17 protein-coding genes are annotated in these 24169 nt (G+C 39.9%); 9 read left to right on the forward strand and 8 right to left on the reverse strand.

The features are described from left to right. Nucleotides 1-6 precede the first annotated feature (6 nt). Entirely contained in the window at nucleotides 7-1320 is a 1314-nt protein-coding gene (locus tag R2Q94_RS15885) for a gluconate:H+ symporter (protein ID WP_316822448.1), read from the forward strand. On the opposite strand, the gene R2Q94_RS15890 is transcribed toward R2Q94_RS15885, so the two are convergent. Both R2Q94_RS15890 and R2Q94_RS15895 read right to left on the reverse strand, forming a co-directional pair. Continuing rightward, a complete protein-coding gene (locus tag R2Q94_RS15890) occupies nucleotides 1317-1958 on the reverse strand; it encodes a hypothetical protein (RefSeq protein ID WP_316822449.1) in 642 nt (213 codons plus the stop codon). The genes R2Q94_RS15885 and R2Q94_RS15890 overlap by 4 nt on opposite strands. A 244-nt stretch (nucleotides 1959-2202) precedes the next feature. Then, nucleotides 2203-2835, reverse strand: coding sequence for a hypothetical protein (locus R2Q94_RS15895; RefSeq protein ID WP_316822450.1), 633 nt, complete (start codon nucleotides 2833-2835; stop codon nucleotides 2203-2205). A gap of 149 nt (nucleotides 2836-2984) precedes the next feature. Here R2Q94_RS15895 and R2Q94_RS15900 point away from each other — a divergent pair, with 149 nt between their 5' ends. The 5 genes from R2Q94_RS15900 (at nucleotide 2985) to R2Q94_RS15920 (ending at nucleotide 11961) form a co-directional block, all read left to right on the forward strand. Then, nucleotides 2985-3551, forward strand: a complete 567-nt coding sequence (locus R2Q94_RS15900; RefSeq protein WP_316822451.1) for an RNA polymerase sigma-70 factor — start codon at nucleotides 2985-2987, stop codon at nucleotides 3549-3551. Nucleotides 3552-3646: 95 nt separating this feature from the next. Continuing rightward, nucleotides 3647-4819 (forward strand): FecR family protein, encoded by a 1173-nt coding sequence (locus R2Q94_RS15905; protein WP_316822452.1) that lies wholly within the window; start codon nucleotides 3647-3649, stop codon nucleotides 4817-4819. A 102-nt stretch (nucleotides 4820-4921) separates the two neighbouring features. Then, a complete protein-coding gene (locus R2Q94_RS15910) occupies nucleotides 4922-8434 on the forward strand; it encodes a TonB-dependent receptor (RefSeq protein WP_316822453.1) in 3513 nt (1170 codons plus the stop codon). Nucleotides 8435-8470: 36 nt separating this feature from the next. Continuing rightward, a complete protein-coding gene (locus R2Q94_RS15915) occupies nucleotides 8471-10354 on the forward strand; it encodes a RagB/SusD family nutrient uptake outer membrane protein (RefSeq protein WP_316822454.1) in 1884 nt (627 codons plus the stop codon). Between the two features lie 149 nt (nucleotides 10355-10503). Next, nucleotides 10504-11961, forward strand: a complete 1458-nt coding sequence (locus R2Q94_RS15920) for an aminoacyl-histidine dipeptidase (RefSeq protein WP_316822455.1) — start codon at nucleotides 10504-10506, stop codon at nucleotides 11959-11961. A gap of 136 nt (nucleotides 11962-12097) precedes the next feature. Here the strand turns inward: R2Q94_RS15920 and R2Q94_RS15925 are convergent, their stop codons facing one another. The 5 genes from R2Q94_RS15925 to R2Q94_RS15945 all read right to left on the reverse strand — a co-directional run bounded on the left by R2Q94_RS15925 (nucleotide 12098) and on the right by R2Q94_RS15945 (nucleotide 18668). Then, nucleotides 12098-13168 carry an SO2930 family diheme c-type cytochrome gene (locus tag R2Q94_RS15925; RefSeq protein WP_316822456.1) on the reverse strand — a complete coding sequence of 357 codons (1071 nt, stop codon included), beginning with the start codon at nucleotides 13166-13168 and terminating at the stop codon, nucleotides 12098-12100. Between the two features lie 3 nt (nucleotides 13169-13171). Further along, nucleotides 13172-14455, reverse strand: a complete 1284-nt coding sequence (locus R2Q94_RS15930; RefSeq protein WP_316822457.1) for a parallel beta-helix domain-containing protein — start codon at nucleotides 14453-14455, stop codon at nucleotides 13172-13174. 23 nt (nucleotides 14456-14478) lie between these two features. Beyond that, nucleotides 14479-17232: a TonB-dependent receptor gene (locus R2Q94_RS15935; RefSeq protein WP_316822458.1), complete on the reverse strand. Its 2754-nt coding sequence runs from the start codon at nucleotides 17230-17232 to the stop codon at nucleotides 14479-14481. Nucleotides 17233-17335: 103 nt separating this feature from the next. After that, nucleotides 17336-17956 carry a TetR/AcrR family transcriptional regulator gene (locus R2Q94_RS15940; RefSeq protein ID WP_316822459.1) on the reverse strand — a complete coding sequence of 207 codons (621 nt, stop codon included), beginning with the start codon at nucleotides 17954-17956 and terminating at the stop codon, nucleotides 17336-17338. A 193-nt stretch (nucleotides 17957-18149) separates the two neighbouring features. After that, nucleotides 18150-18668 (reverse strand): OmpA family protein, encoded by a 519-nt coding sequence (locus tag R2Q94_RS15945; RefSeq protein WP_316822460.1) that lies wholly within the window; start codon nucleotides 18666-18668, stop codon nucleotides 18150-18152. A 102-nt stretch (nucleotides 18669-18770) separates the two neighbouring features. Here R2Q94_RS15945 and R2Q94_RS15950 point away from each other — a divergent pair, with 102 nt between their 5' ends. Beyond that, complete coding sequence (locus R2Q94_RS15950) at nucleotides 18771-20114, forward strand: deoxyguanosinetriphosphate triphosphohydrolase (RefSeq protein ID WP_316822461.1); 1344 nt, start codon at nucleotides 18771-18773, stop codon at nucleotides 20112-20114. Nucleotides 20115-20164: 50 nt separating this feature from the next. Here R2Q94_RS15950 and R2Q94_RS15955 read toward each other — a convergent pair whose 3' ends face one another. After that, a complete protein-coding gene (locus R2Q94_RS15955) occupies nucleotides 20165-21721 on the reverse strand; it encodes a protein adenylyltransferase SelO (RefSeq protein WP_316822462.1) in 1557 nt (518 codons plus the stop codon). Between the two features lie 414 nt (nucleotides 21722-22135). On the opposite strand from R2Q94_RS15955, the gene R2Q94_RS15960 reads away from it, so the two are divergent. Both R2Q94_RS15960 and R2Q94_RS15965 read left to right on the forward strand, forming a co-directional pair. Then, nucleotides 22136-22732, forward strand: a complete 597-nt coding sequence (locus tag R2Q94_RS15960) for an RNA polymerase sigma-70 factor (protein ID WP_316822463.1) — start codon at nucleotides 22136-22138, stop codon at nucleotides 22730-22732. A 214-nt stretch (nucleotides 22733-22946) separates the two neighbouring features. Continuing rightward, on the forward strand, nucleotides 22947-23984 hold the full coding sequence (locus R2Q94_RS15965; protein WP_316822464.1) for a FecR family protein: 1038 nt from the start codon (nucleotides 22947-22949) through the stop codon (nucleotides 23982-23984). The last annotated feature ends 185 nt before the right edge of the window (nucleotides 23985-24169 follow it).

The raw sequence follows: 24169 nt of genomic DNA on the forward strand, positions 1-24169 counted from the left end.
TTATTCATGACCATATTTATTGTTGTAGGCTGTATTCTGTTGCTTGTTTTGTTGACCACCTGGGGAAAAGTAAATGCTTTCATTGCTTTTTTACTGGTATCCATCCTTGCGGGATTGTTGTTAGGGATTCCTTTATCTGGTATTACTAAATCTTTACAAAAGGGTGTAGGAGACATCCTGGGCTCATTGGTGATGGTCATTGTGTTTGGTGCAATGTTGGGTAAACTGGTTGCCGCAAGCGGAGCAGCACAAAAAATCGCCTCGGTCATGATGAAGGTTTTTGGAGCCAGGTACATCCAATGGGGGTTGATGACCACTGGTTTTATTATAGGGATCCCATTGTTTTACAATGTTGGTTTTGTATTGATGGTGCCATTGATTTTCTCAGTAGTTTACAAATACAAATTGCCAGCAGTTTATCTTGGTTTACCTATGCTGGCTGCTTTATCGGTCACTCACGGTTTTTTACCACCGCACCCTTCTCCTGCTGCCCTGGTGCTTCAGTTTCATGCCAATATGGGCATGACAATGTTTTATGGGATTTTATTAGCCATTCCTGCAATTGTGATTGCCGGTCCGTTGTATGCCAGGACATTAAAAAACATTGTGGCTGTGCCTTTGAAAACATTTCAATCCGAAGATTTGCCTGAAGAACAGCTTCCTGGTGCCTGGAATAGCTTTATCTCTGCGTTATTGCCTGTCATTGTAATGGCGATTACTACCCTTTGTGTCTTATTGTTTAAAGATTTTTCTTCGGTGACAAGCTTAGCTGGATTTTTAGCCGAACCTTCAATTGTCATGCTGTTGACCTTGTGTCTAACCACTTTTACATTAGGAATTAAGATGGGGAAAAGTATGAAGGAGGTGATGACGATTTATGGGGAGGCTGTAAAAGATATTGCGATGATTCTATTGATTATTGCAGGCTCAGGAGCGCTGAAACAGATCCTTTCGGACAGTGGGATGAGCGTGGAAATCGGAAATGTATTGGCCGCATGGTCTATAGAGCCTTTGTTTTTAGGTTGGCTGATTGCCGCTGTGATCCGTGTATGTCTGGGTTCAGCCACGGTGGCAGGTCTAACCGCAGCAGGAATTATTGCCCCTCTGATGATCAATTCTAATGTAAATCCTGAATTGATGGTGCTTTCTATTGGGGCGGGAAGCCTGATGTTTTCTCATGTGAATGACCCCGGATTCTGGATGTTTAAAGAATATTTTAACCTGAGTATCAAAGAAACGATTCGGTCCTGGTCGGTGATGGAAACCCTGGTTGCGGTGATTGGACTTTTGGGGGTGCTGATCTTAAATCAGTTTATTTAGTTTTCAGGCTCTAAAACAGTACGATATCCAGGATTTGGTTTTTCGGAAGTTTCCTGTAGTTGAAAGTACAAAATAAGAATCCTGGTTAACCAGGAGAAGAATATCAGTAAGTAAGCGCTAAGTAAAACCGCTATCAGGTAAAATGTCCAGATGAAATCGTTTGGAATGATAAAGAAAAATATTTCCAGTAAGAAAATCTGGATTAGATATCTGACGTAATGAACTGCATTTATAGCTCGATTTTTCTCCTTATTGATCAAAAAGAAGTAGATGGCATTACTGAGTGTATAGCCAAGTGCAGCTGCATACCAATATTTCAGGTGTAAGGTTTCCAAGGAAACAAAGAGCTGTGAGACACAAAACAAAGCAAGCAGTTGAGGGAATTGTCGCCATAAACTTTGATTTTTAGACTGTTTTACCTGTTCTTGCATTACCCACTCTTGTAAAATTAGCAAGAGGCTCAGAATTAGGAATAATAATTTGAAAAAGGATGGGCTTGTGAAAAAAATGATGAACTCGTCATAAGAACTAGCCATTCTTAAATTGCCAGGAATTTCTAATGCCAATCTGAAAAAGCTTAAGCTGATTACCGTACCATACATTACCTGTGCAAATACAGGCATTTTCTCTTTCCTCATCCTCATGTAAATAGTACTTATCTTTTCCCCATTTGTGCAGTTACAAAATTACGTTAATTGCAAAATACTTCCAAATCAATAAGTTGTCCTTTGATTTTCTTCTGAATTCGGCTTGTTCTTGATAAGTGTAATTTGAGGCAACTTAATTTAAGTAGCTCCTGTTTTACAGAAAAAATGCCTGAGTCCGGTCTTGGGTTTGGCCTGTTACAGGAATAGCGTCCGGGTGGTTATAATCCCATCTGGATTAGATTATTTCTGGCTGACTGACCATCCCGTTTTGTCTTTTTTTCAGGATGTACTTCAATACAATTGTTCCAAGTATCAGGGCGATGATCACATTTAAATACCCCCAGAAAAACAGGAGTACCAGAATTCCTGTTGCATAAGGAAACCATAGCCAGGTATTTTTAATTAGTTCCTGAAAGTGGTATACGGAGATCAAAATCAGACAGCTAATCATTAGTACTAAGGGAAGTCTTGAGTTAAAATATCTGGTTAAAATATCAAACCATGCGGGCTGAATCGTGTTTTTGGCTGTACTGATTCCATAAAAACGGGCACTGCCCTTCTTTTTGTAAAAGGTGATTTCTGTGCCCGATTTTAAATCCCTGGCCGTCGGGTGGGGAGCATACCACCACATGGGATATTCCTGTTCCAGCAGACTTTCGTTTTCAGGTAGTTTTAGAGAAAGGGTATGGTTGTTTTGATAATAACCCATTCCAATTTTTGCGGTGTCAATTGTTCCGCTTTCTTTTTCGTAAAATAAATCGGGGGCGGCAGCTTTGAAGAAACCTAAACACAAAGAGAAACCGAAGATGACCAGCAATATTAGTCCAGGCCAGCTTGTTTTATAAAATAAAATGGCTTGTTTATACATTTAATAATTTCCTTGTTAATGTACAAATAACACTATAGATTACCTATAGTAACAGTTTTAAACTCAGAAAGTTCTATTTTGTGTAAATATAGAAAGATTTGGATGGTATAGTTAAATTGTTACATTTGAATTAATCAAACCAAACCACAATGTCCAAACATTCACCCGACTTAAATAGCCTGATTAGTCACATTGCCTTGTATGATAGCGAAAGCGCTTATAAGCAATTCTTCAAATATTTATTTCCTGTTTTGTACCGCTTTAGTTATTGTTTGCTAAAATCTAAGGAATTATCAGAGGAGGTGGCTAGCGATGTGATGATTACGCTGTGGAAAAATAGAAAAAGTTTACCTGAATTGGAGAATGTGAAGGTTTATGCCTTGGTGATTGCAAGAAATCTATCTTTAAACGTTTTGAATAAGCATGCCAGACATGAGTTGGTTTCTATTGATGATGTCGAGATTGAAGTAGTACTAGACTCTTTAAATCCTGAGCAATTGCTAATCAATGAGGAACTAAAGAAAAGATTGGAACAGGCAACACAATCACTCCCGGATAAGTGTAAAATGGTGTTTAAGCTCATCAAAGAAGACGGTCTAAGCTATAAAGAAACCGCTACTCTATTAAATATTTCGGTTAAAACGGTTGACGCACATTTGGTAACGGCATTGAAAAAACTGGCCATGGTTTTACAGATGGAAATTCAGTTACAGTAATTTATTTTTATTTTTTTGCGATTAGACTAGGGAGTTTCCTGAAAAATATTGTCCTATACCTACAACCAATATAAACTTCAGAACGAACCATCCTTATGGATAATAACAGAATCATAGAACTGTTGGCACGTAAACAGGCCAATGAGGCTACAGTACATGAATTGGAAGAATTAAGAGAACTCCTTACTTCTTTGCCAGACGCACTGTATTTTGACGAAGTTGTTGCTGAAATCTGGGCTCAAAAAGAGGAAATGACGGGAATGGATGAGCATGAACTGGATGCGTTTTATCAGGCACATGAGCTGAAATTTAGGGAGGAGCTTGGATTCAACTCCGAGAATTCCAAAACTGATCTGGATCCGACATCATCAAAAGTCATAAGCGCTCAAACTCCGATATCCTCACCAACTACAAGAACAGAACTCATCCCCGAAGGTAAAGTAGTTAAACTTGGCACCTGGTTTAAAACTCATATTGCTCTTTTTGGTGTGGCCTGTGGAATTTGTATCATCGCAATGGCTTCCTTTTTCTATCTGAAAAATAATAACAGTGAATTTGATACTCAGGTCTTCAGTGGTAAAGGAACCCGTAAAAAGATTCTACTTCCTGATGGTACTCTGGTATGGCTTAACGCTGAAAGTAGTCTTTCTTATGACAGCCATCTGAATGAGAAAGCACAAAGATTAGTTTACCTGGTAGGAGAAGCATTTTTTGATGTTGCTCATCACCGGAACAAACCTTTTCTTGTGCAGACCAAGCAGCTTTCTGTAAAAGTATTGGGAACTGCATTCAATGTAAAGGCCTATGCAAAAGATGAGGCGACAGAAGCGACGCTATTACGTGGCTCAATAGAATTGTCTATGAATGATCAGCCAGCGAAAAAGGTTATTCTTAAGCCTTCAGAAAAGTTTGCTACGGCCAAGCAGCAGAAATATGAGCTCAACAAAAATGGAAATCAGGAAACAGACGTTCCTCTTGATCTTATCGTTGACCCAGTTGTGCCTCTGCACATTGCCGGATCTGATTATATTGAAGAAACTTCCTGGAAAGACAATATACTGGTATTTCAAAATGAATCTCTGCAAGATTTAAAACCACGTTTAGAGCGCTGGTTTAATGTGAGCATTGAGCTTGGCCCCAATATTCCTAAAAGTTATCGCTTTACCGGGGTTCTGAAAAACGAAAATATTAAAGAGGCTTTAACCGCCATGCAATTAATCAAACCATTTCACTTTAAACTAAAAACAGATGACGTAATTATTTACTAAAAAAAAGGGAGTAAATGCGCCAACATTTTCCCCCTTTCCCAACCTTCAAGCGGTAGTTAAAACTACCATTATCAGATTTTTAACTTTGAAATTGACAAATCTATGAAAAAAAAAGAACTGTGCAATAAAGTTCTATGTGCCGGATTTTCCCGAAAAAAAATTCTATTGATGTTAAACTGGAGCTTTGTTTTGTCGTTCGTCTTGTGTCTGCAAGTTTCGGCAGCTACTTATTCACAATACAATAAGGTCAATCTCGACCTGAAAAAGGTGAAATTAAAGGATGCATTGAGTATCCTCCAAAAGAAAGGAAATTTCAGACTTTTATATAGTGAGGCCGACCTGCCCCTGAATAAAAGTATTACGATGGTAGAAAGCGATATCCAGGTTCTGGATGCCTTGAAATTTTTCTTAGAAGGGACCGGATTAAAGTTTCAGACTTTGGAAAACCAATTGGTTGTCATCCGTACCCAAGCTTCGGAAATGGCAGAGGTGATCGTTAAAGGAACGGTTACTGATGCTACAGGAGGTGGTGTCCCGGGAGTGAGTGTGAAACTTAAAGGGGGGACTCAGGGTACCATGACAGATCAAAACGGAAAGTATAGTATTAAGGTTCCTGACAATGGAACACTTGTTTTTACCTACATGGGCTATGTAACCCAGGAAATCCAAGTAAATAACAGACCTATCATTAATGTAACCATGTCAGAAAAGGCAGAAGACCTTTCAGAAATTGTAGTGGTAGGTTATGGTACGCAAAAGAAAGCAGTGGTTTCAGGTGCGATTGCCTCTGTGAAAGGTTCTGAACTGGCAAAATCACCTACAGCAAACCTTTCCAACTCATTAGCAGGTAGGATGCCAGGGGTAACCGCCATTCAATCCAGTGGTGAGCCGGGATATGACGGTTCTTCGATCCGTATCCGTGGGGTAAATTCCTTAGGAAATAATGATGCATTGATTGTAATTGATGGGGTGCCAAACAGGGCAGGAGGATTGGAACGTTTAAATCCAAATGATATAGAAAGTGTTTCGGTATTGAAGGATGCTTCTGCAGCTATTTATGGTTCCAGAGCAGCAAATGGAGTAATTCTTGTAACCACTAAACAAGGTAAAACAGGAAAACCGCAGTTTTCTTATGACTATTCCTATGGTTTACAACAGCCTACACGTACGCCAAAAATGGCCAATTCGGTGCAATATGCAGAGATCTTAAATGAACTTAAAATCTTTGGATCTGATTTGCCGGTAAATCAATGGAGTGCCGCATGGCAGGCCATAAAAAATAATGGGGAATATCAGAGAACAGACAATAATACGAAGCTGACTGCTGCATATCGTCCTGATGAAATGCAGGCATTTCGCGATGGTTCAGATCCCTTACGCTATCCAAATACAGATTGGTTCAAAACTACCTTGAAAAACTGGTCGCCTCAGCAAAGACACAATATCCAGCTGACAGGAGGAGCAGAAAACATCAGATACCTGGTTTCTATGGGGTATCTGGATCAGGATGGATATTATAAAAAATCTGCTACAGGTTATAAGCAGTATGATATGAGGGTGAATCTTGAAGCTAACCTGAATAAATACATCACCACTTCATTAGGGGTAACTGCAAGAGAGGAATTGAGAAATTTCCCTACTGTTGGTGCAGGGGATATCTTCAGGATGATCATGCGTGGAAAACCTACAGAGATGGAAGTCTGGCCAAATGGATTACCAGGACCAGCAATTGAATTCGGATATAATCCTTATGTTACCACCACTGATCAAACAGGTTACCTGAAAGATACCAGAGATTATTTTCAAACGACAGGTAAAGTAGACATTAAAATTCCTGGTGTGGAAGGGTTAAAATTTACTGGAATGGCTTCTATTGATAAGTTTTCAGGCCGTGCAAAGAGATGGCAAACGCCTTGGACGCTTTATTCATGGGATAAAACTTCTTTCGAAGCAGATGGAAAAACACCATTGCTGGTTGGTACAGTTAGTTCAGAACGTAAAGATCCAAGCCTAGCTGAAACGGCAGGTGGTCAATTGGCTATTAATTTAACCTCCATGTTGAACTATGACAAAAAGTTCGGCGAGCATTCATTGGCCTTAATGGCGGGCATGACCAGCGAAAAAGTAAACAATGATGGATTTAATGCTTCAAGAAGGTATTTTATTTCCACAGCCTTGCAAGAACTATTGGCAGGTAGCGATCAGGAGCAGACAGTTGGTAACCCAACTGATGCACCCAATAATCTATTTAAAAGAGCTCGTTTAAGCTATTTCGGCCGCGTAGGCTATAACTATAAAGAAAAATATCTGGCTGAATTTCTATGGAGAGTAGACGGATCCTATATCTTTCCGCCAAACAAACGTTTTGGATTCTTTCCCGGCGTGTCTTTAGGATGGCGTATGTCTGAAGAGAAATTCTTCAAAGAAAATGTAGGCTTTGTCAGTAATTTGAAACTTAGAGGCTCCTGGGGTCAAATGGGAGCGGAAGCTTATAATGGAAGCGCATTGGCGGAGTATCAGTACCTGAGTTTAGCTGGCTTTTCTAATTATGTCATCAACGACAAATTTACCCAAACAATATTTGAAGCCAGTGTTCCCAATCCAGACTTTACATGGGAAGTGGCGAATAACCTGAATCTAGGTTTGGATGCTTCTTTCCTGGACAATAAACTGGCCTTAGAATTTGATTATTTCTATAATAAAAGAACAAAAATCCTGATCAGCAGAGGCAATTCTATACCAGAAAGTTCAGGGATTTCTGAAAAATTGCCTCCGGTTAATTTAGGGAAAGTAGACAATCGCGGTTTTGAATTTAAGCTGAGCTACAATGACCAGGTAGGAGAATTGGGCTATGGCGTAAGTGTAAACGGGGGGTATGCCAAGAATAAGATTGTATATTGGGATGAAACACCAGGAGCACCAGAATGGCAGCGCTCCACAGGTCGCCCAACGGGAACACAGCTTGCTTACATTTATTCCGGTGTGTTTAAAGATCAGGCAGAGATTGATGCCAACCAGATCAACTACAGTGCAATTACCCCAACCATATTGCCTGGTGATATGAAATTCCAGGATAGAAATGGTGATGGGAAAATTAATGCAGATGACAAGATCAGGCTGGATCAAACCAGCACGCCGACTTTTACGGGAGGTATGAATTTTAATCTGCAATATAAAAACTTCGATCTTTCTGTGTTGGTACAGGGAGCTACTGGTGGTGTTCAGATTGTAGGATTAACAGAGTCTGGTGATATCGGTAATTTCCTGGAATGGTCTTATAAAAACAGATGGACAATTGATAACCCAAGTTCTGAAAATCCGCGTTTATCCAATCGTGGTAAGACTTATTATACCGACTCCAATAATGCTTCCAATAATACTTATTGGATTCGAAGCAATAATTATGTGCGTTTAAAAAACGTAGAGTTAGGTTATTCATTATCGGATAAAACCAGTGAAAAATTAGGATTAAAAGGCTTCCGCTTTTATGTAAGTGGGCTGAACCTGTTTACTCTGGATAAGATTAAAATCTGGGATCCGGAGTCGACAAATTCCAGTGCACAATATTATCCACAGGCAAGGGTAATCAGTGCTGGTGCTAAAGTTACTTTTTAATGGAATCCTGATAAGGAACACAAAAAATATAGAACGATGAAATCAATAATCAGAAATAAATATATACTCACAATTGCGATAATGGCTGTCCTGATCTCAGGTTGTAAAAAAGATTTCCTTACCGTAGATCCACCAGATAAGATTTCTTCTGAATTGATCTGGAAAGATGGGGCCTTAGCAACCGCTTTCGTCACTGATATTTACTCGGGCTTTAATGACGGTGGTTTTTCAGAACAAATGCTGTCCTCAGTAACAGACGAGTCTTTGTTTACACATCCTAATAGAGGGATTGACCTGGTAAATTCCAGCACTATTAATCCTTCAACTTTGGGTTGGGTAGACGATACCTGGAAATATGTGAAAATGTACAACCGGATTCGTGCCTGCAATATGACTATCGAAAGATTAGGAGGTACAAATAATGGGCTGACTGATCAGGCCTTGAAAAATAGACTATTGGGAGAAGCACATTTTATGCGAGCCTATTTTTACCATCAGTTATTGAGGTATTATGGAGGTGTTCCTTTGGTGACTAAAGTTTATGCACTCACCGACGATTTTAAGATCAAAAGATCATCTTATAAAGAGTGTACTGACTTTATCATAAAAGATTGTGAAGATGCACAGCGGTTATTACTGGGAACCAATATGGAAAAAGGACGAAGTAGTGCTTTGGCTGCTTTGGCATTAAAATCCAGAGTACTCATTTATGCTGCAAGTGATTTACATACCAAGGTAGGATTATCAAGACTGGAAATCGCAGGACAGGCTACTAGTCCTGAAGTACTTCCATTATTAGCTTACGACGACAATGATCAGGCGCTAAGATATAAAGCGGCTCAGGATGCTGCAAAAGCCGTCATGGATCTTGGAAGAGGTTATAAATTAGACCTTGCAGCTCCGGTAACTTTAGAAGAAGGTCGTTTGAACTATAAAAGTATTGCGATGGGGGGTGGAAGTAAAGCGGCAGGGATAGATGCTTCCGCAAATACAGAGCTTATCCTGGCAAGGTATTTTGTTGACCGTAGCGACATGCGTTATGGCAGGGCAAATGGGCCGAATGGATATCGAAACTGGGCAGGGAATACCCCAATTGGTGAACTAGTGGACGATTATGAAATGACAGATGGGACAAAATTTAGCTGGAATAATCCGGTTCAAAAATCAAATCCTTACCTGAATCGTGATCCACGCTTTTATGCTACCGTTTTGTATGATGCTGCGGGTTGGAAACCAAGAGATAAGGTGGTGGGCGATATTGATCCTGCCAATCAGATTCAGACTGGCGAGTACGACCTGATTGTGAATGGTAAATTAACCGATTATAAAGGTTTAGATACACGCTCTGGCCCGATTGAAAACTGGAATGGTAGCTGGACTGGTTATTATACACATAAATTTATCGATCCGGATCCAAATATTGTAGATGCTTCCATGCCTCAGTTTGTACCATGGCCATTCTTTAGGTACACTGAAGCCGTGATGAATTACATCGAAGCGAGTATAGAACTGAACCAATTGCCTGAAGCTACCCTCTGGTTGAATAGAATCCGTTTCAGAGCTGGTATGCCTGCAGTAACTGCAACAGATCAGGCAGGATTAAGATCTGCTTACCGTCATGAACGTAGAATTGAAATGGTGTATGAAGAACAACGTTACCATGATGCAAGGCGATGGTTGATTGCTAAAGAAACGCTGGGTAGAAAAACCACTTATATCAAAGTGACAGGTAAATTTAAACCAGGTAAAACTTTGGCAACGAAATATCATTACGACCCTACCATCTATAATTACACCTACACCCCGACTATTGAGACTGCTCAGGAAAATCGTGTATGGTTAGATAAAATCTATTTCAGGCCTTTCAGCAGAGATGAAATGAATAAGAATACCATTCTGGTACAAAATCCAGGCTATTAGTAAAACAAACCTTGTTTAATATCTGAAGGCTGTGCCGGTTGTTTCAAACGCCGGTACGGTCTTTTTTTATGCGCTTGACTTTCATTGGGAACTTTTCAGGAATATCAATCTAGTTTTTCTAGCTTTGCTTCAAATAACAAAGAGATTTAATGGAAGTCAAAAATTTAGAACCTCAGGAACTTTGGAGTAATTTTGCTGCTTTGAATGCAGTACCTCGTGCTTCAAAAAAAGAAGAACGCGTGATTGAATTCATGGTTCAATATGGCCACAGCTTAGGACTGGAAACCATTCAGGACAAGACAGGTAATGTAGTGATCAAAAAACCGGCTACTCCTGGAATGGAAAACAGGCAAACGGTGATTATGCAATCTCACCTGGATATGGTTCATCAAAAAAATGGCGACCGTAATTTCGACTTCGCTACACAAGGAATCGAAATGTTTGTGGATGGCGACTGGGTACGTGCGAATGGAACAACATTAGGAGCGGATAATGGCATCGGTGTGGCCACCATTATGGCGATCCTTGCTTCTTCAACTATCGTACACCCGGCTATTGAGGCAATGTTTACCATTGATGAGGAAACCGGTATGACCGGCGCTAAAGAATTAGACCCTTCAAATTTTACTGGTACTATTTTATTGAATCTGGATACAGAAGAGGATGATGAATTGACCATCGGCTGTGCAGGTGGAATTGATACGAACAGCATTTATCACTATCAACAAATTCCTGTTGCTAATGATCATTTGGCTTTCCAAATCACCGTTAAAGGTTTATTAGGTGGCCATTCTGGTATGGATATCCATAAAGGTAGAGGGAATGCCAATAAACTGATGAACCGCATATTTAATGCCGTACTTAAGGCTTCAGATCTGCAGTTGTGTGCTGTGGATGGTGGAAGTTTAAGAAATGCAATCCCCCGCGAATCCAGAGCTGTCGTTGCAGTTCCTATCTCACAAAAAGAGGCTTTCTTATCTTGCTTCACAGATTTTTCTGCCGTAATAAAAGAAGAATACAAAAGTATTGAAACAGCGATGAACATCAGCATCGAAGAAACTGAGCTTCCTAAATTTGGAATGACACAATTGGATTTCGTAAAAATCGTGAATGCGGTTTATGCTTTGCCAAATGGTGTATTCAGGATGAGTCCGGATATTAAAGACCTGGTAGAAGCTTCTTCAAACCTGGCCAGAGTGATCATTAAAGGTGGTGAGTTCATTACACAATCCTTGCAACGTAGCAGTGTGGAAAGTACTAAAGACGACGTTGCCTTTGCAGTAGGTGCAGCGTTGGAAAATATGGGCTGTGATGTTTCCCGTAGCGGAGATTACCCAGGATGGAAACCAAATGCAGATTCTGATATTTTAAGGTTAATGACGAAACTATACCAGACTACATTTAATGCTGAACCAAATGTGAATGCTTGTCATGCGGGATTAGAATGTGGCATTTTAGGTGCCCATCTTCCAGGTATGGATATGATTTCGTTTGGACCTACAATCCATGGTGCCCATTCTCCGGATGAGTGTGTGAAGATCTCTTCTGTACAGAAATTCTGGAGGTACTTATTACAAGTTCTTCAAGAAATTCCTGAAAAGAAATAAAACTTTATAGATCATATATTCTTAACCTGAACTTTACAAAGCGACCTTAGATTTGCGCTATAAATATTTGGTTAGTATTTATAAGTTTAGGTTTAGTTGATACAAAAGCCCCGATGGATGTCAGGGCTTTTGTTTTTTACTTAGTTTTTGGCATACTATTGATCCATTCTCTGATCAATGCGACCCCTTCTTTATGCGTTAAGGTACGCGCAAGTTCTGGCATGGCGGTTCCAGGTTCTGTACTGTTCATCCGGTAATATAGAATCGATTGATCCGCATTTCCAGGAATAATATCATAATCCAATCCACCAGCACCACCACCAGCGGATACAGGTGCTTTTTTAAAGCCCAGGTGATCCGGGTTTTGCTCTGTATAGTCCAAAAATAGCCCCGTATTGTAAGCATCTCCACCTTTAGTATGGCAATGCGCACAGTTGATGTCCAGATAAGCCCTAGCCCTTTGGTCTAACGTAAAGTGTTTAGTATCTGTCCATACTGGTAACTGATGTACTTTACTCAGCTCCGGTAAACCTGTTAACTGGCCATGAGCAGCCCAGTCGGTTAGCTGATTGACCGACTTGCCTTGGATGGTAAAGTTCAGATTCCTGGCTTTCGGACCAATTGGTGTTAAAACCCCATCTTTAATATGGCAACGTTTACAATCATTGGTGTTTGGAACCTGGTAATTGGTGAAATATTTTTTTCCTTTATCATCTAATAAGGTAATAGGAACTTTCGCGCCAACAATATGTTTCTTTGCATCAGTTTGCTCTTTGTTCCACAAATAATTCATCACCTTCCAGTTTTTATCTTTCGGGTCTTTAACCAATAACCTGGTCTCAATCATGATTTTTTTATGCTCTAAATTTGTATAGGCAAAGTTTTTAACGATAATGGTGGAATCTGGGAAATCCAATGCACCATCGGCGGTGTACTTGATCTTAGTTCCCAGGGGTAGAACGATAAAACGATCTTTAATCGCATAATCAGTGAACAATGGGGTGCTTAGCTCATAATGAATGATACCCGAATCCGGTTTTAATTCATTCAGCCTACCTTTAAAAAATCCGTAATCAGACAGCTTTTCTTTAAACTGAAAATCTGTTGCTGCGGTTGCAGTCGCTTTGTTTTTGCATCCCTGTTCCGTCAGCACTGATAAAAGAATGCCAAACAGGATAAGGGAGCCAAAAATATAGGTTTTTCGCATTGTTTATTTACATTGGAATGGGCTAATATTTGTATTGGGTTTCCAATTTGCAGGATTTGCAATATTTAGAAAATCTGCATTCACGAAAACATTGTCGCCGGGCTGTTTGATACAGATTGAATCCGGGTTCAGTGCGGTGCCTTTAGTTAGTATATTGCTGGTAATTCCATCATACATAATCAAAGGAATTCTTTTATTCTTGCGCGTAGGATCCAGTTTATTCAATTGAGCTTCAGTAGCCACCAACAGCTGACCAATACGATGTTCATAAGCAGGTTTCGGAAAAGCCGGCCCCATTTCTATCGTATTGTCGTGGATATTTACGTTTTTAGGAATAGGAGAGTAATTGGCATTTATTTTTTCTCCTGCTTTTTCATCTACGGCAAAACCGGAGGCAATGGTGATGGAAGAAGTATTGTTATTGACAATCTTATTGTTGTAAATCTCTATGTCGGATGCCGCCAGGATAATGACTCCGCTACCAGGTGAAGCATTACCTACACCCCATGTGGTTCCAAAACTTCCGGCTTTTGCAAAATTTCTAAAGTTATTGTCGTGAATATTGTTGTTGTACACCTTTACATGACCACCTCTTTTCGAAAGATCAGGTAAATCAAAAATTAAGAAACCAGCAGTATTGTTGTAGAATTCGTTGTCATACACCTGAGCATTCGACGTGTTTTCAATCTCACAACCCGCCACGTTTTTAGCTGCTTTACATTTTCTAACAATAGCACTATCCGTCTGTCCTACATAAATACCAGCATCAGAAGAGCCTTCTGTATAACAGTTTTCGATCAATACATTTTTACACATCACCGGATATATTGCATAGCCCCCGCTGGTAGAATCTGCTTTGCTCCAAACGGCATGTAGGTTGGTTACGGTTACATCCCGACTTTTATTAATCTTCAAAAGGTCACCTTTAGAATCTTTAATGGTCATCGCATCAATGGTAAAGCCTTTCACATCAGTGACCCGGATACCTTCACCACCCTGAGTCTGACCGGAGAAATCAAGGAATGTTTTATCATAGCCCTCACCTTGTATCAAAATATGATTCACCTGTGCAATGCTCAGGTTATCAAATTTGTATTTTCCCGCTTTCAGCAGGATACTGGTGCTATCTTTTAGGGATAAGAAGGCCTCTTCAATCTTAGCTTCTTCGCCTGGATTAAAGGTCAGGATGGTCTTATACTGGCTCTGCGGGCCCGATTTTTGAGTACAGGAACTCCATAATCCTGCAACCAGGAATAGGAGGAATACTGCGCGGATGGATGGTTTCATATTTGGTTCTTTTTGGTTAGTGATTAAAAAATATTATAAGCATAGGTCACATAATAAACAGCTCCTATATTTGGATTGGCAATACCGGTAGAGTAGTATTTATTGGTGATATTGGTTGCGCCTAATCTGATGCCAGAGCGGGCTTTTATTATTTTATAACTTACCTGTGCATCGATTACTGCTGAGCTAGGTACATTTCCTGTAGCAAGGCCACCTGAAACCGCATATAAATAACCTGGTTTATAGCGTAGACTGGTGTTGAACGACCATACTTGTCTCTTTCCAAAACCGCTGTTTCCAAACTCCAGATTGACATGGTAGTTTGGCGTATTGAAGTTGTTCACCTGACTGTTGTTTTTATTTTTCAGATGATCAGAAAAATAGTTCACTTTGGCCAGAAAATTATACCCAAGATCTACACTGACACTGGCAGCATATCCATAGGTGTTAACCGTTTGTCCACCATTAAAAGCAATATTGTATTTTGCATACGTACTTTGGTCATTAAAGGCGGTAACGTCATTCGTTCCTGGCGTATTGGCTACATTGGCATAGCCGATGAAGTTTTTCCAGGTAGAGAAATAACCAAGAACATCAAAAATCACTCTTTTACCAATCAATGCCGCATAACCTAATTCGAAAGCATTTACGGATTGAGGTTTAATGTCATTGTAATGGAAACGTTCTAAAACACTCGCATCACCTGTTTCACGGTATTTATCAACACTTTCCAAAGTATAAGGTGGGTATTTGTCAAATTCATAAGTTCCGTTTAACAGTAAAGACGATCCCCCTGAAGAATAACTGTTGACCCCATTAAGTGTGCTTTGTAAAGCCTGGATATTGGATGGGAAACTATAGGCATTCTGATAAGAGAAGCGGATAAAATTTTCTTTGGCAACTTCATATACTGCTGAAGCTCTGGAGGTGATCTTTGGATCAGTGAATAAGGTGTTCTTATCGTAACGGAAGGAAGTACTCAAACTTAGCTTATCATCCAATACCTTTTTAGCCAATTGGACATATGCACTGTATTCTTTCACATTAATCGGTTTGTTTTTATCCGGGAAAAGTGTGTTTTTACTATTCAGACTATACAAACGCCAATTGACACCTGCAATCACACTCATAAACTTAATTTCCTCTGCGAAATTGTATTGTGCTTCTGCATTGTAAAGCTTGCTACGGTCTAAAAATAATGTTCCTCCCTCAGAGATTGGCGTGCCGCTGATGCTGTCTTTTAAATGATTAAATCGTGGGGATCCTACATCAGGCCGACCTCGATCAGCAAAACTACGGGCTGCAAGATTGGCATCCAGGAATGAAGCACCACCTGCAAGTGCAGTAATCAGCCCTTCTGTATATTCAGGGTACCAACCACCCATTGCTCCGTCATAGCTGGTTTTCCATGCTTCATTGATCAATTGTGCAGTGGGACCAGCAATGATGGTGCGTCCTGAGTTTTCAGAAGTGGTATAGGCCCGAACAAACCAATTATCACTTCTTAGCTCTGCACGGTACTGACCAACTTTAAATCCCTTTAATTGATACCTGGTATCATTCGTATACACTACATTTCCTGTTCCATAGGTGCCGGAAACAATACCTTCCAATCTGGAATTGAATTTATACCTTAATTCTGCATTCGCTTTAAATAGCTTGGCTTTATTGTCCAGATAGCCATATTCAGGATATCCTGTTCTGGCCACATAGTTTTGTTTGGTGAGAAGGGGTTCAATTAAAGGAGCAAGATCGGGGTTGCCTGCTAATGCTGCTTCCAGAAATGGATTAATATTGGCATTGGTTGCACTACCATACATATTTATACCATCATAATTAGGATCGGTTAAGGCATTACCAGGACCGTTTTTATTGTCCATGTTATTGGCTACCCAGTCTTTGGCTTGTGTATATTGCGCATTTACTTTAAAGGCGAACTTTTCATTTACTTTCTTTGCATAACGAATTGTCCAGTCGTAATAAGGAGAAGCAGGTACAGGATCATTATGGTGTTTATTGTTTACATGGTTCACACCTTGGGTCACCAGCACACTTAAACCCTGATATTTAAAAGGATTTTTGCCAGTCATAACCATTGTACCATTTAATCCTCTTGAGCCATATAGGGCAGAAGAAGCACCGGAAAGAACCTCTATGTTATCTACGTCCAGTTGTGTTAAACTGATGGCGGAGCCTAGGGGGAAATTCAGGCCAGGTGCCTGATTGTCCATTCCATCTACAATCTGCGTAAAATTGGTATTACCACTGGTATTGAAACCTCTTGTGGAAATACTGGTAAAACCGATACTGGATACGGTTACATCCACACCTTTAAGGCCCTGGATCATATCCATGTAGTTTAGTTGTGGAGAGTTGACAATATCTTTTGTACTGATTTGCTCAATTGTGACCGGGGAGGCCAGCTTCTTTTGTACCGTTCGACTGGCAGAAACGACTACCTCCTGTCCAAGCATAGATGCCGGTTCAATACTAATATCCAGATTTTCAGAGAAACTTTGAACGGTGACCTCTTTGGGTTCAAAACCAATTGAAGAAATGAGTAGGGTAAGGGGTAGTTTTTTGGAAGTTTTCAGTTGAAACCTTCCGCGGTCATCAGTATACGTCCCTTCTGTACCGTTTTTGATGCGTACAGAAACCGCATAAGCGGGTTCTTTTGTCACATTGTTTTTAATGCTTCCCTTGATCAGGCTTTGTGCCCATATGGAATTGGGCATAAAGAAATAAAGCATCACGCTGAGTAACATGATCTTGTTCATATTTGGTTGGTTTTGGTTCTCTTAAAAAAAAATCAACGTAAACTGGTGCAAGCACCCTTACTCAAATAGAACTTCCATGTTGATCAGCGCTAATCTTGATGAACTATGTGTTTATAGCAGTTCTATTTTTTATCCCTTTAAATATCAGCGTAACCAGAAATTGAATATCCTGGAGACTCTGCGTATAATCAATCTCCGTTTCTCCCTTTAAAATGGCCTGTTGCTCTACACTATGTTTCAAAGCATCAGTAAGATTGATCAAAACGGAAGCCGTGTTTTCCAAATCCGTCATATTCACTTCTCCATCCTCAACAGCTTTTCCCAGTAACTGGGTTACAAATATTTTCTCCCTCTTCATCAGGGCATTGTACAGTTCAAAGAAACGAGGTAAGATTTTATTCAGCGTATCCACAGAAACGCGGTTCATATTCAGGACATTCTTGTAATAATTAAATCTGGATTCCAGATAAAAAGCAATTCGGTTTTCAATCCCCTCTTTGAGTAGTGTGGCTTCCTGTAAAGAATTAATAAAATCTTCACCTTCTTTCAGCGCTACCTCAATGAATATGTCTTCTTTGTTCTTGTAGTAATAATATAGCGATGCTTTATTGAGTCCAACTGCCTGGGCAATATCATCAAGTGTGGTCTTATCCAATCCGAATTTTGCAAAGCATTGCATGGCTGATCTTCCGATCTTTTGTTTTACCAGTTCTTTCTTACTCATGTTCCTTACTTTAAAACTATAAACATATTTTCAATAATCCAAATGTTTTAACAAAACGTTTGAAAATTGAAAACTAAGTATTCAAAGTTGTAAACTTAAAGTATTCAGGGGAATAAGAAAGAGCTTTTTATCGGAAAGCATGGAGCCGGAGGAGAATCCTCCGGCGCTAGGAGTTCAGGTGTTCAATAGAACCTTATGGTTTTAACAGGGTAATTTCTACTCTTCTGTTTTGTAATCTTCCTTCTTTTGTCGTATTGTCGGCCACCGGTTTGGTGTCTCCAAAACCGAAAGTTTTGATTCGGTTTGCAGCAATTCCCTGGCTAATCAGGAAGTTTTTTACAGATACTGCACGTTTTTCTGATAACCACTGGTTATAAGTTGCAGTTCCTGTTTTATCAGAGTGTCCTTCTACGCGGATGTGATTCGCTTGCTCATCTTTGATGACATTGGCAACATTGGCAATTCTCTTTTTTGCTGCTTCTGTCAGATAGGAAGAGTTGGTAGGGAATAAAACTTCCGAACTAAATGTAAACTTGATTCCACCATCTGTACGTTCAATCTGATCATCAGGCAAATCTTTTTTCATTTTATCAAGTTCTTTGTCGCTACCTTGTGCGACTGGAGCAGGGGGCGTGACGATGGTCTTTTTTGTTTTGCAAGAAAGGGTTAGGGTAAGCAATAAAGCTAAAATAAGGTTGGTTTTGTGTGTCATTAGCAAAAAAATTAACCGTAAATATAGCCATTAATCAGCCCATTGTTACCTTTACCATTGTATCAAGTTTAATGCTAAAGCGCATACTATTTAATCCATTATATGAATTGGGAAAAATTATTGTCGGCAAAACGTTGGGGAAATGAAGACAGGTTTGCTGGAAATCAAAAAGAAGCCAGGTCAGAATTTCAAAGAGATTACGACCGTATTATTTTTTCTTCACCCTTCCGAAGGCTGCAGAACAAGACTCAGGTATTTCCATTACCGGGCAGTGTGTTTGTGCACAATCGCCTGACGCATAGTCTGGAAGTAGCCAGTGTGGGCCGCTCTTTAGGAACGATATTTTATAACAGATTTAAAGAACAAAATCCAAATGTAGATGAAAATTGTCCGCTGTTATGTGAAATTGGAAACATTATAGCTTCTGCTTGTTTGGCGCATGATTTGGGGAATCCGGCCTTTGGACATTCCGGAGAATCTGCAATTTCTTATTATTTTACGAATGGTGATGGCAAAGCCTATCAGCAGCAGGTAAGCAAAGCCCAATGGGAAGACCTGATTAACTTTGAAGGAAATGCAAACGCATTGAGGATCCTGACCCATCCTTTTGCTGGAAAAGGTACCGGAGGTTTCGCGTTGACCTATGCCACTTTAGCTGCGATTGCTAAATATCCTTGTGCTGCTCTTGCCGGACATAACAAAGCGAATATCTTCACGAAAAAATATGGCTTCTTTCAATCGGAACAAAGCGGTTTTGAAAAGATTGCTACAGAAATGGAGCTGATCAAAGTACAGGACGAACCGCTGGTATATAAGCGTCATCCATTGGTTTATCTGGTAGAGGCTGCAGATGATATCTGTTACAATATCATTGATCTGGAAGATGCCCATCGACTTAAAATCCTTTCTTATGAAGAAGTGGAAAGCCTGTTGATGCCCTTGTGTAATGATCCTAAACTACCTGCGCGTTTAGCAACAATAGAAGATGACGATGCTAAAATTACCCTGATGAGGGCGAAATCGATCAGTACACTTATCGGTTTATGTTCCAATGTCTTTTATGAGCAGCAGGAAACCATTTTAAATGGTGATTTTAACCAAAGTCTGATGGATGCCATAGAACAACCATTTCTCTCCATTATGAAAGAAATTGAACAGGTTTCCTATAAAAAGATTTACAATTATGCTTCAGTGGTTCAGATTGAAGTAGCAGGTTATAAAGTAATGGCTGGTCTACTGGAAGAATTCATCCCTGCTTATTTAGGAAACCAATCAAAATACCATAAGAAATTGGTGGAATTGATTCCAAAACAGTTTTTAACCCAGAAAACAGATACCTATTCGAAAATTCAAAGTGTACTTGATTTTATTTCCGGAATGACGGATATCTATGCGGTAGAATTATTCAGAAAGATCAAAGGGATTTCTTTTCCCTCTATGAGTTAATGAAGTATGTTCCTATTTAACAAGGTGTATTGCTGTAATGTATTTGCATATTAAGAGCTACAGGATAGGGTAGCGCTACCAGGCTGTTCATTTGCCCATTGTGGTCTTAAGGCAAAAAACTCATCATGCTCCCTGCTGTAGGGAGTTTGTAAAGCTTTTTGAAGTTTTTTGAAAAGCAGATCAGAGCCCTTCTCTAATTCCTGGATCGCTTCATATAATAGAAAGTTCCTCAGGATGAACCTTGGGTTATTGGCTTTCATTACAGCGCTGGATTCTGTTCCTGAAATCTTGTTTCTCGCAATACGATGCTGATATGCAAGTATATTTTTATAAAGTAAGTCTTGCTCAGCTGTTGTTAAAACATGGTAGAATGATGGCTGGAGATAATTGTAAATTCCTGTACTATCATTTAAATCTTCTGGTAAATCTGCTAATAATTGATAGAAAATCGTCATATCTGGTTGAATTGCAGCCAATAAGTTTTCCATGTTGTCGATAAGCTGAACCTCTTCTTCTGTGACCTGATCTAAACCCAGTTTACCTGCCTTCATGGCGTAGAACTTTTCATAAAAGATAGGACCAAAGCTTTCTACAGTACTAATTAAGGGTTTTGGATCTTCAAATAAAGGTGAAATTGCATTGGCCAGGCAAGTCAGGTTCCAGTACGCTACAGAATGTTGTTTGCCATAGGCATAACGAAGTCCGGGATGATCAGTGGTATTCGGACTAAAGTTCAGGTCGTAAGCATCTAAGAAAGAATAAGGTCCGTAATCGATGGTTAAACCAAGAATAGACATATTGTCGGTATTCATTACACCATGCACAAAACCCACTCTAAGCCATTCAACTACCATCGTTGCCGTGTTTTCCATCACCTTTTTAAACCATTGTAAGGTTTTGTCAGCTCCTGTCAGCTCTGGATAGAACCGCTCAATTGTCCAGTCCACAAGTTGCTGTAAATGATCATATTCTTTTCTGGCAGATAACATTTCGAAATTACCAAAGCGTAAAAAGCTTGGTGCTGTGCGCATCACGATAGCTCCAGGTTCATCTGCAGGGCGGCCATCATAAAACATATCTCTTCTCACCGCATCTCCTGTTGCCACCAGACTTAAGGCCCTGGTAGTGGGTACACCCAAATGATACATGGCTTCACTCATCAGGTATTCCCTAACCGAGGATCTTAGTACCGCTCTACCATCCGCTCTGCGGGAATAGGGGGTAAGACCAGCTCCTTTTAATTGCAGTTCCCATGATTTGCCATCAGCTACTGGCCATTCGCCAAGGGTAATTGCCCTGCCGTCACCCAATTGACCTGCCCAGTTTCCAAACTGATGCCCGGCATAGCAAGCAGCATATGGTTTCATCGTTGGATTCACCGCATTTCCAGCAAGTATGTTCAGGTCGTTTTGGTCAGGGTCACTGATACCCAGTTCGGCAGCAAGATCTGCGGTCCATGCCAATAATTTAGGCTCCCTTACCGGGCTTGGTAAAACCTTGCTGTATAAAACTCCAGGAGTTTGACGAGGCTGCGGATCGCCGCTTTGGTCTCCATCAAAAGCTGCTGTAAAATCATTGACAAAGGTTTGGGTGCTCAGGTGCTGCATAGCTAGTATAGGTATTTTTCTTAAATACAAATATCAGGTTAATTCAGGAGTTCTGTAGCAGAATTAGCTCCTTACTAAGTAAAATTTTGCGGTAAAGGAGCTGTGTTTATGTCAATATATTTTAATATCAGTGTGTTTTGATATTAAAATATATTGGTATTTGTATGTAAAGATTTATTGATGTTAAAGATCATTTACATATAGATACTCTGATGTCTATATGTAAATAGATCTCCTTGCTTGAGTTTTGTAACTGTGTTATTCTATGTTAGTTAGTGCTTCTGTTCGCTCCTGCTCTGCTCAAGATCCTCTTGCTTCAGAAGTTTAAAGTCTTCTCTATAAGTTAATATTCCCTTAATATACCCTCGGGTTGTACCTGCTATTTTTGCTCCGAAGAGTTTCTTTCATATCAGTATGTCGAAAACATTTAACGCATTAGGGGATAAAATTTTATTGGAAAAGTATAGTCAGGGGAATACGATGGCTTATAACGTATTGTTCAAACGTTACTATAGTCCCTTATATGGCTATGCCTTAAAAAATGTAAAAGAGGCAGCTGTGGCAGAAGAGCTCACGATGGATGTAATGCTAGGTCTTTGGAAAAAGAAAGGAGAGATAACGATAGTAAATGACCTAAAGGGCTACCTTTATCGTTCCATCAAAAACGCCATATACAATCATTATAGAAAAAAAATCCTGAGTACTATACCCCTGGAGCAAATCACTGAAACAGGAATTCCAGCATCCCGCCCGGCCGACCATGAACTGCAGTGTAAGGAATTGGATCATATGTATCAGCAAAAGTTAAACGAGCTGAGTCCTCAGCGAAGAAAGGTCTATCAAATGAGTAGAGAAGAAAATATGACCTACGCAGAGATTGCCAGGGATATGGACCTTTCTGTAAATACTGTAGAAAACTATATGGTGGCTTCTCTTCATTTCTTCCGGCAACAGCTGAAAGAGCATGCAGACCTTACGCTGATTTTTATCACAATACTGATAATCAGATAATTTGTGTATATCCTCATGGTTTGTTAAAATTACGATCACAGTCCTTGAAATCCCTAATCCTCGTGTAGGGCTATCCTCATTTATTAATAATAATTGAGTAAGACTACTTGTCTCAAATGGGATATATCACCCTTTTAAAATCATTTAGTTTTTTTTCCTTTTGATAGGTGGTGTCCTTCAATAAGCGTGTTATCGTAGTTGAAGGACAACAAGAATGGACCAAGCATACAAAAATAAACACCTGATCAGAAAATACATCCAGCAGGAATGTACAGGGAAAGAGTTAGAAGAATTGAAAATACTGATGTCATTGCCTGAGGCATCGGAACTATTTGATCAAGTGCTTTCTGAAAAATGGACAGGCTTTTCGGAAGAGGGCGGACACTCATCTAATGAAATAGACCTGCAATTACATAAATTCTATCAAAAGCTGGAAACGAATGAAGCTGAGGCATTAGAGCGCAAAGCCGTTCAGGAATCGATTCATAAATCAATCCTTAGACCTGGCTATTTCCGTTACGCCGCGGTGTTGGCATTGATGATCCTGGGCCTGGGCATCTACCAAATTCTTCCTTCAAAAAAAACTCTGGTAAAGGAGCAGGTTGCTATGCGTGAACTGAACAATGCAAAAGGACAACGTTCTAAAGTGGTTTTGCCAGATGGATCCCGTGTTTTTCTTGGTGCAGCAAGTAAGCTGATTTTTCCTGAGCAATTTACAAGCAAATCCAGAACGGTAAAATTGGAAGGAGAGGCTTTCTTCGAGGTTAACCGCAATCCAAATCAACCATTTATTGTACAGACTGGCACAATTCAAACACGGGTGCTGGGTACTTCATTTAAGATTGAAGCTTTCAGGAACCAGGCATTAATTGTAGCAGTGGCTACCGGAAAGGTTAGGGTGGATCAATATGAAGGAAAGGAAATGGAGCAATTGGCCCTCCTAAGCCCCGGACAAACCATCAGCTACCATCAGGGTAAAGTAAACAACGGCCAGGTTTCCCCAGAAGAAATCAATTCCTGGAAGGATGCCCGGCTTAGCTTTCATCAGCAATCGCTCAAAGAAATCAGCAGCACCTTAGAACGCTGGTACAATGTGAGCTTCAGTTTTGAAAATAAAACAAAAGAAAAGGAAAAGATCTCGGTGACTTTAAAAGCGGATGTTCCACTTCATAAAATCATGAAAGTACTGGCGGCAACCGGTCATTTCAATTATCGCATTGACGAAAATACAAGGAAAGTACAGATTTATTAAAACAAAAAAGCAGGAAAGGATAGCTATGTAAGATTGTCTACAAAAAAACATTCCCTACTCTGAAGAGCAGGGAACGAATTTAATGTCTATAAACCGTATGATTTCGACGTCCTAACGGTTTAAATCAACCCGCCGCTGTAAACAGTGACGGAATTTTTCACAGATCATCGCCTCGCAGCGAATTA

It is taken from the genome of Pedobacter gandavensis (assembly GCF_032678465.1).
Lineage (GTDB): Bacteria > Bacteroidota > Bacteroidia > Sphingobacteriales > Sphingobacteriaceae > Pedobacter > Pedobacter gandavensis_B.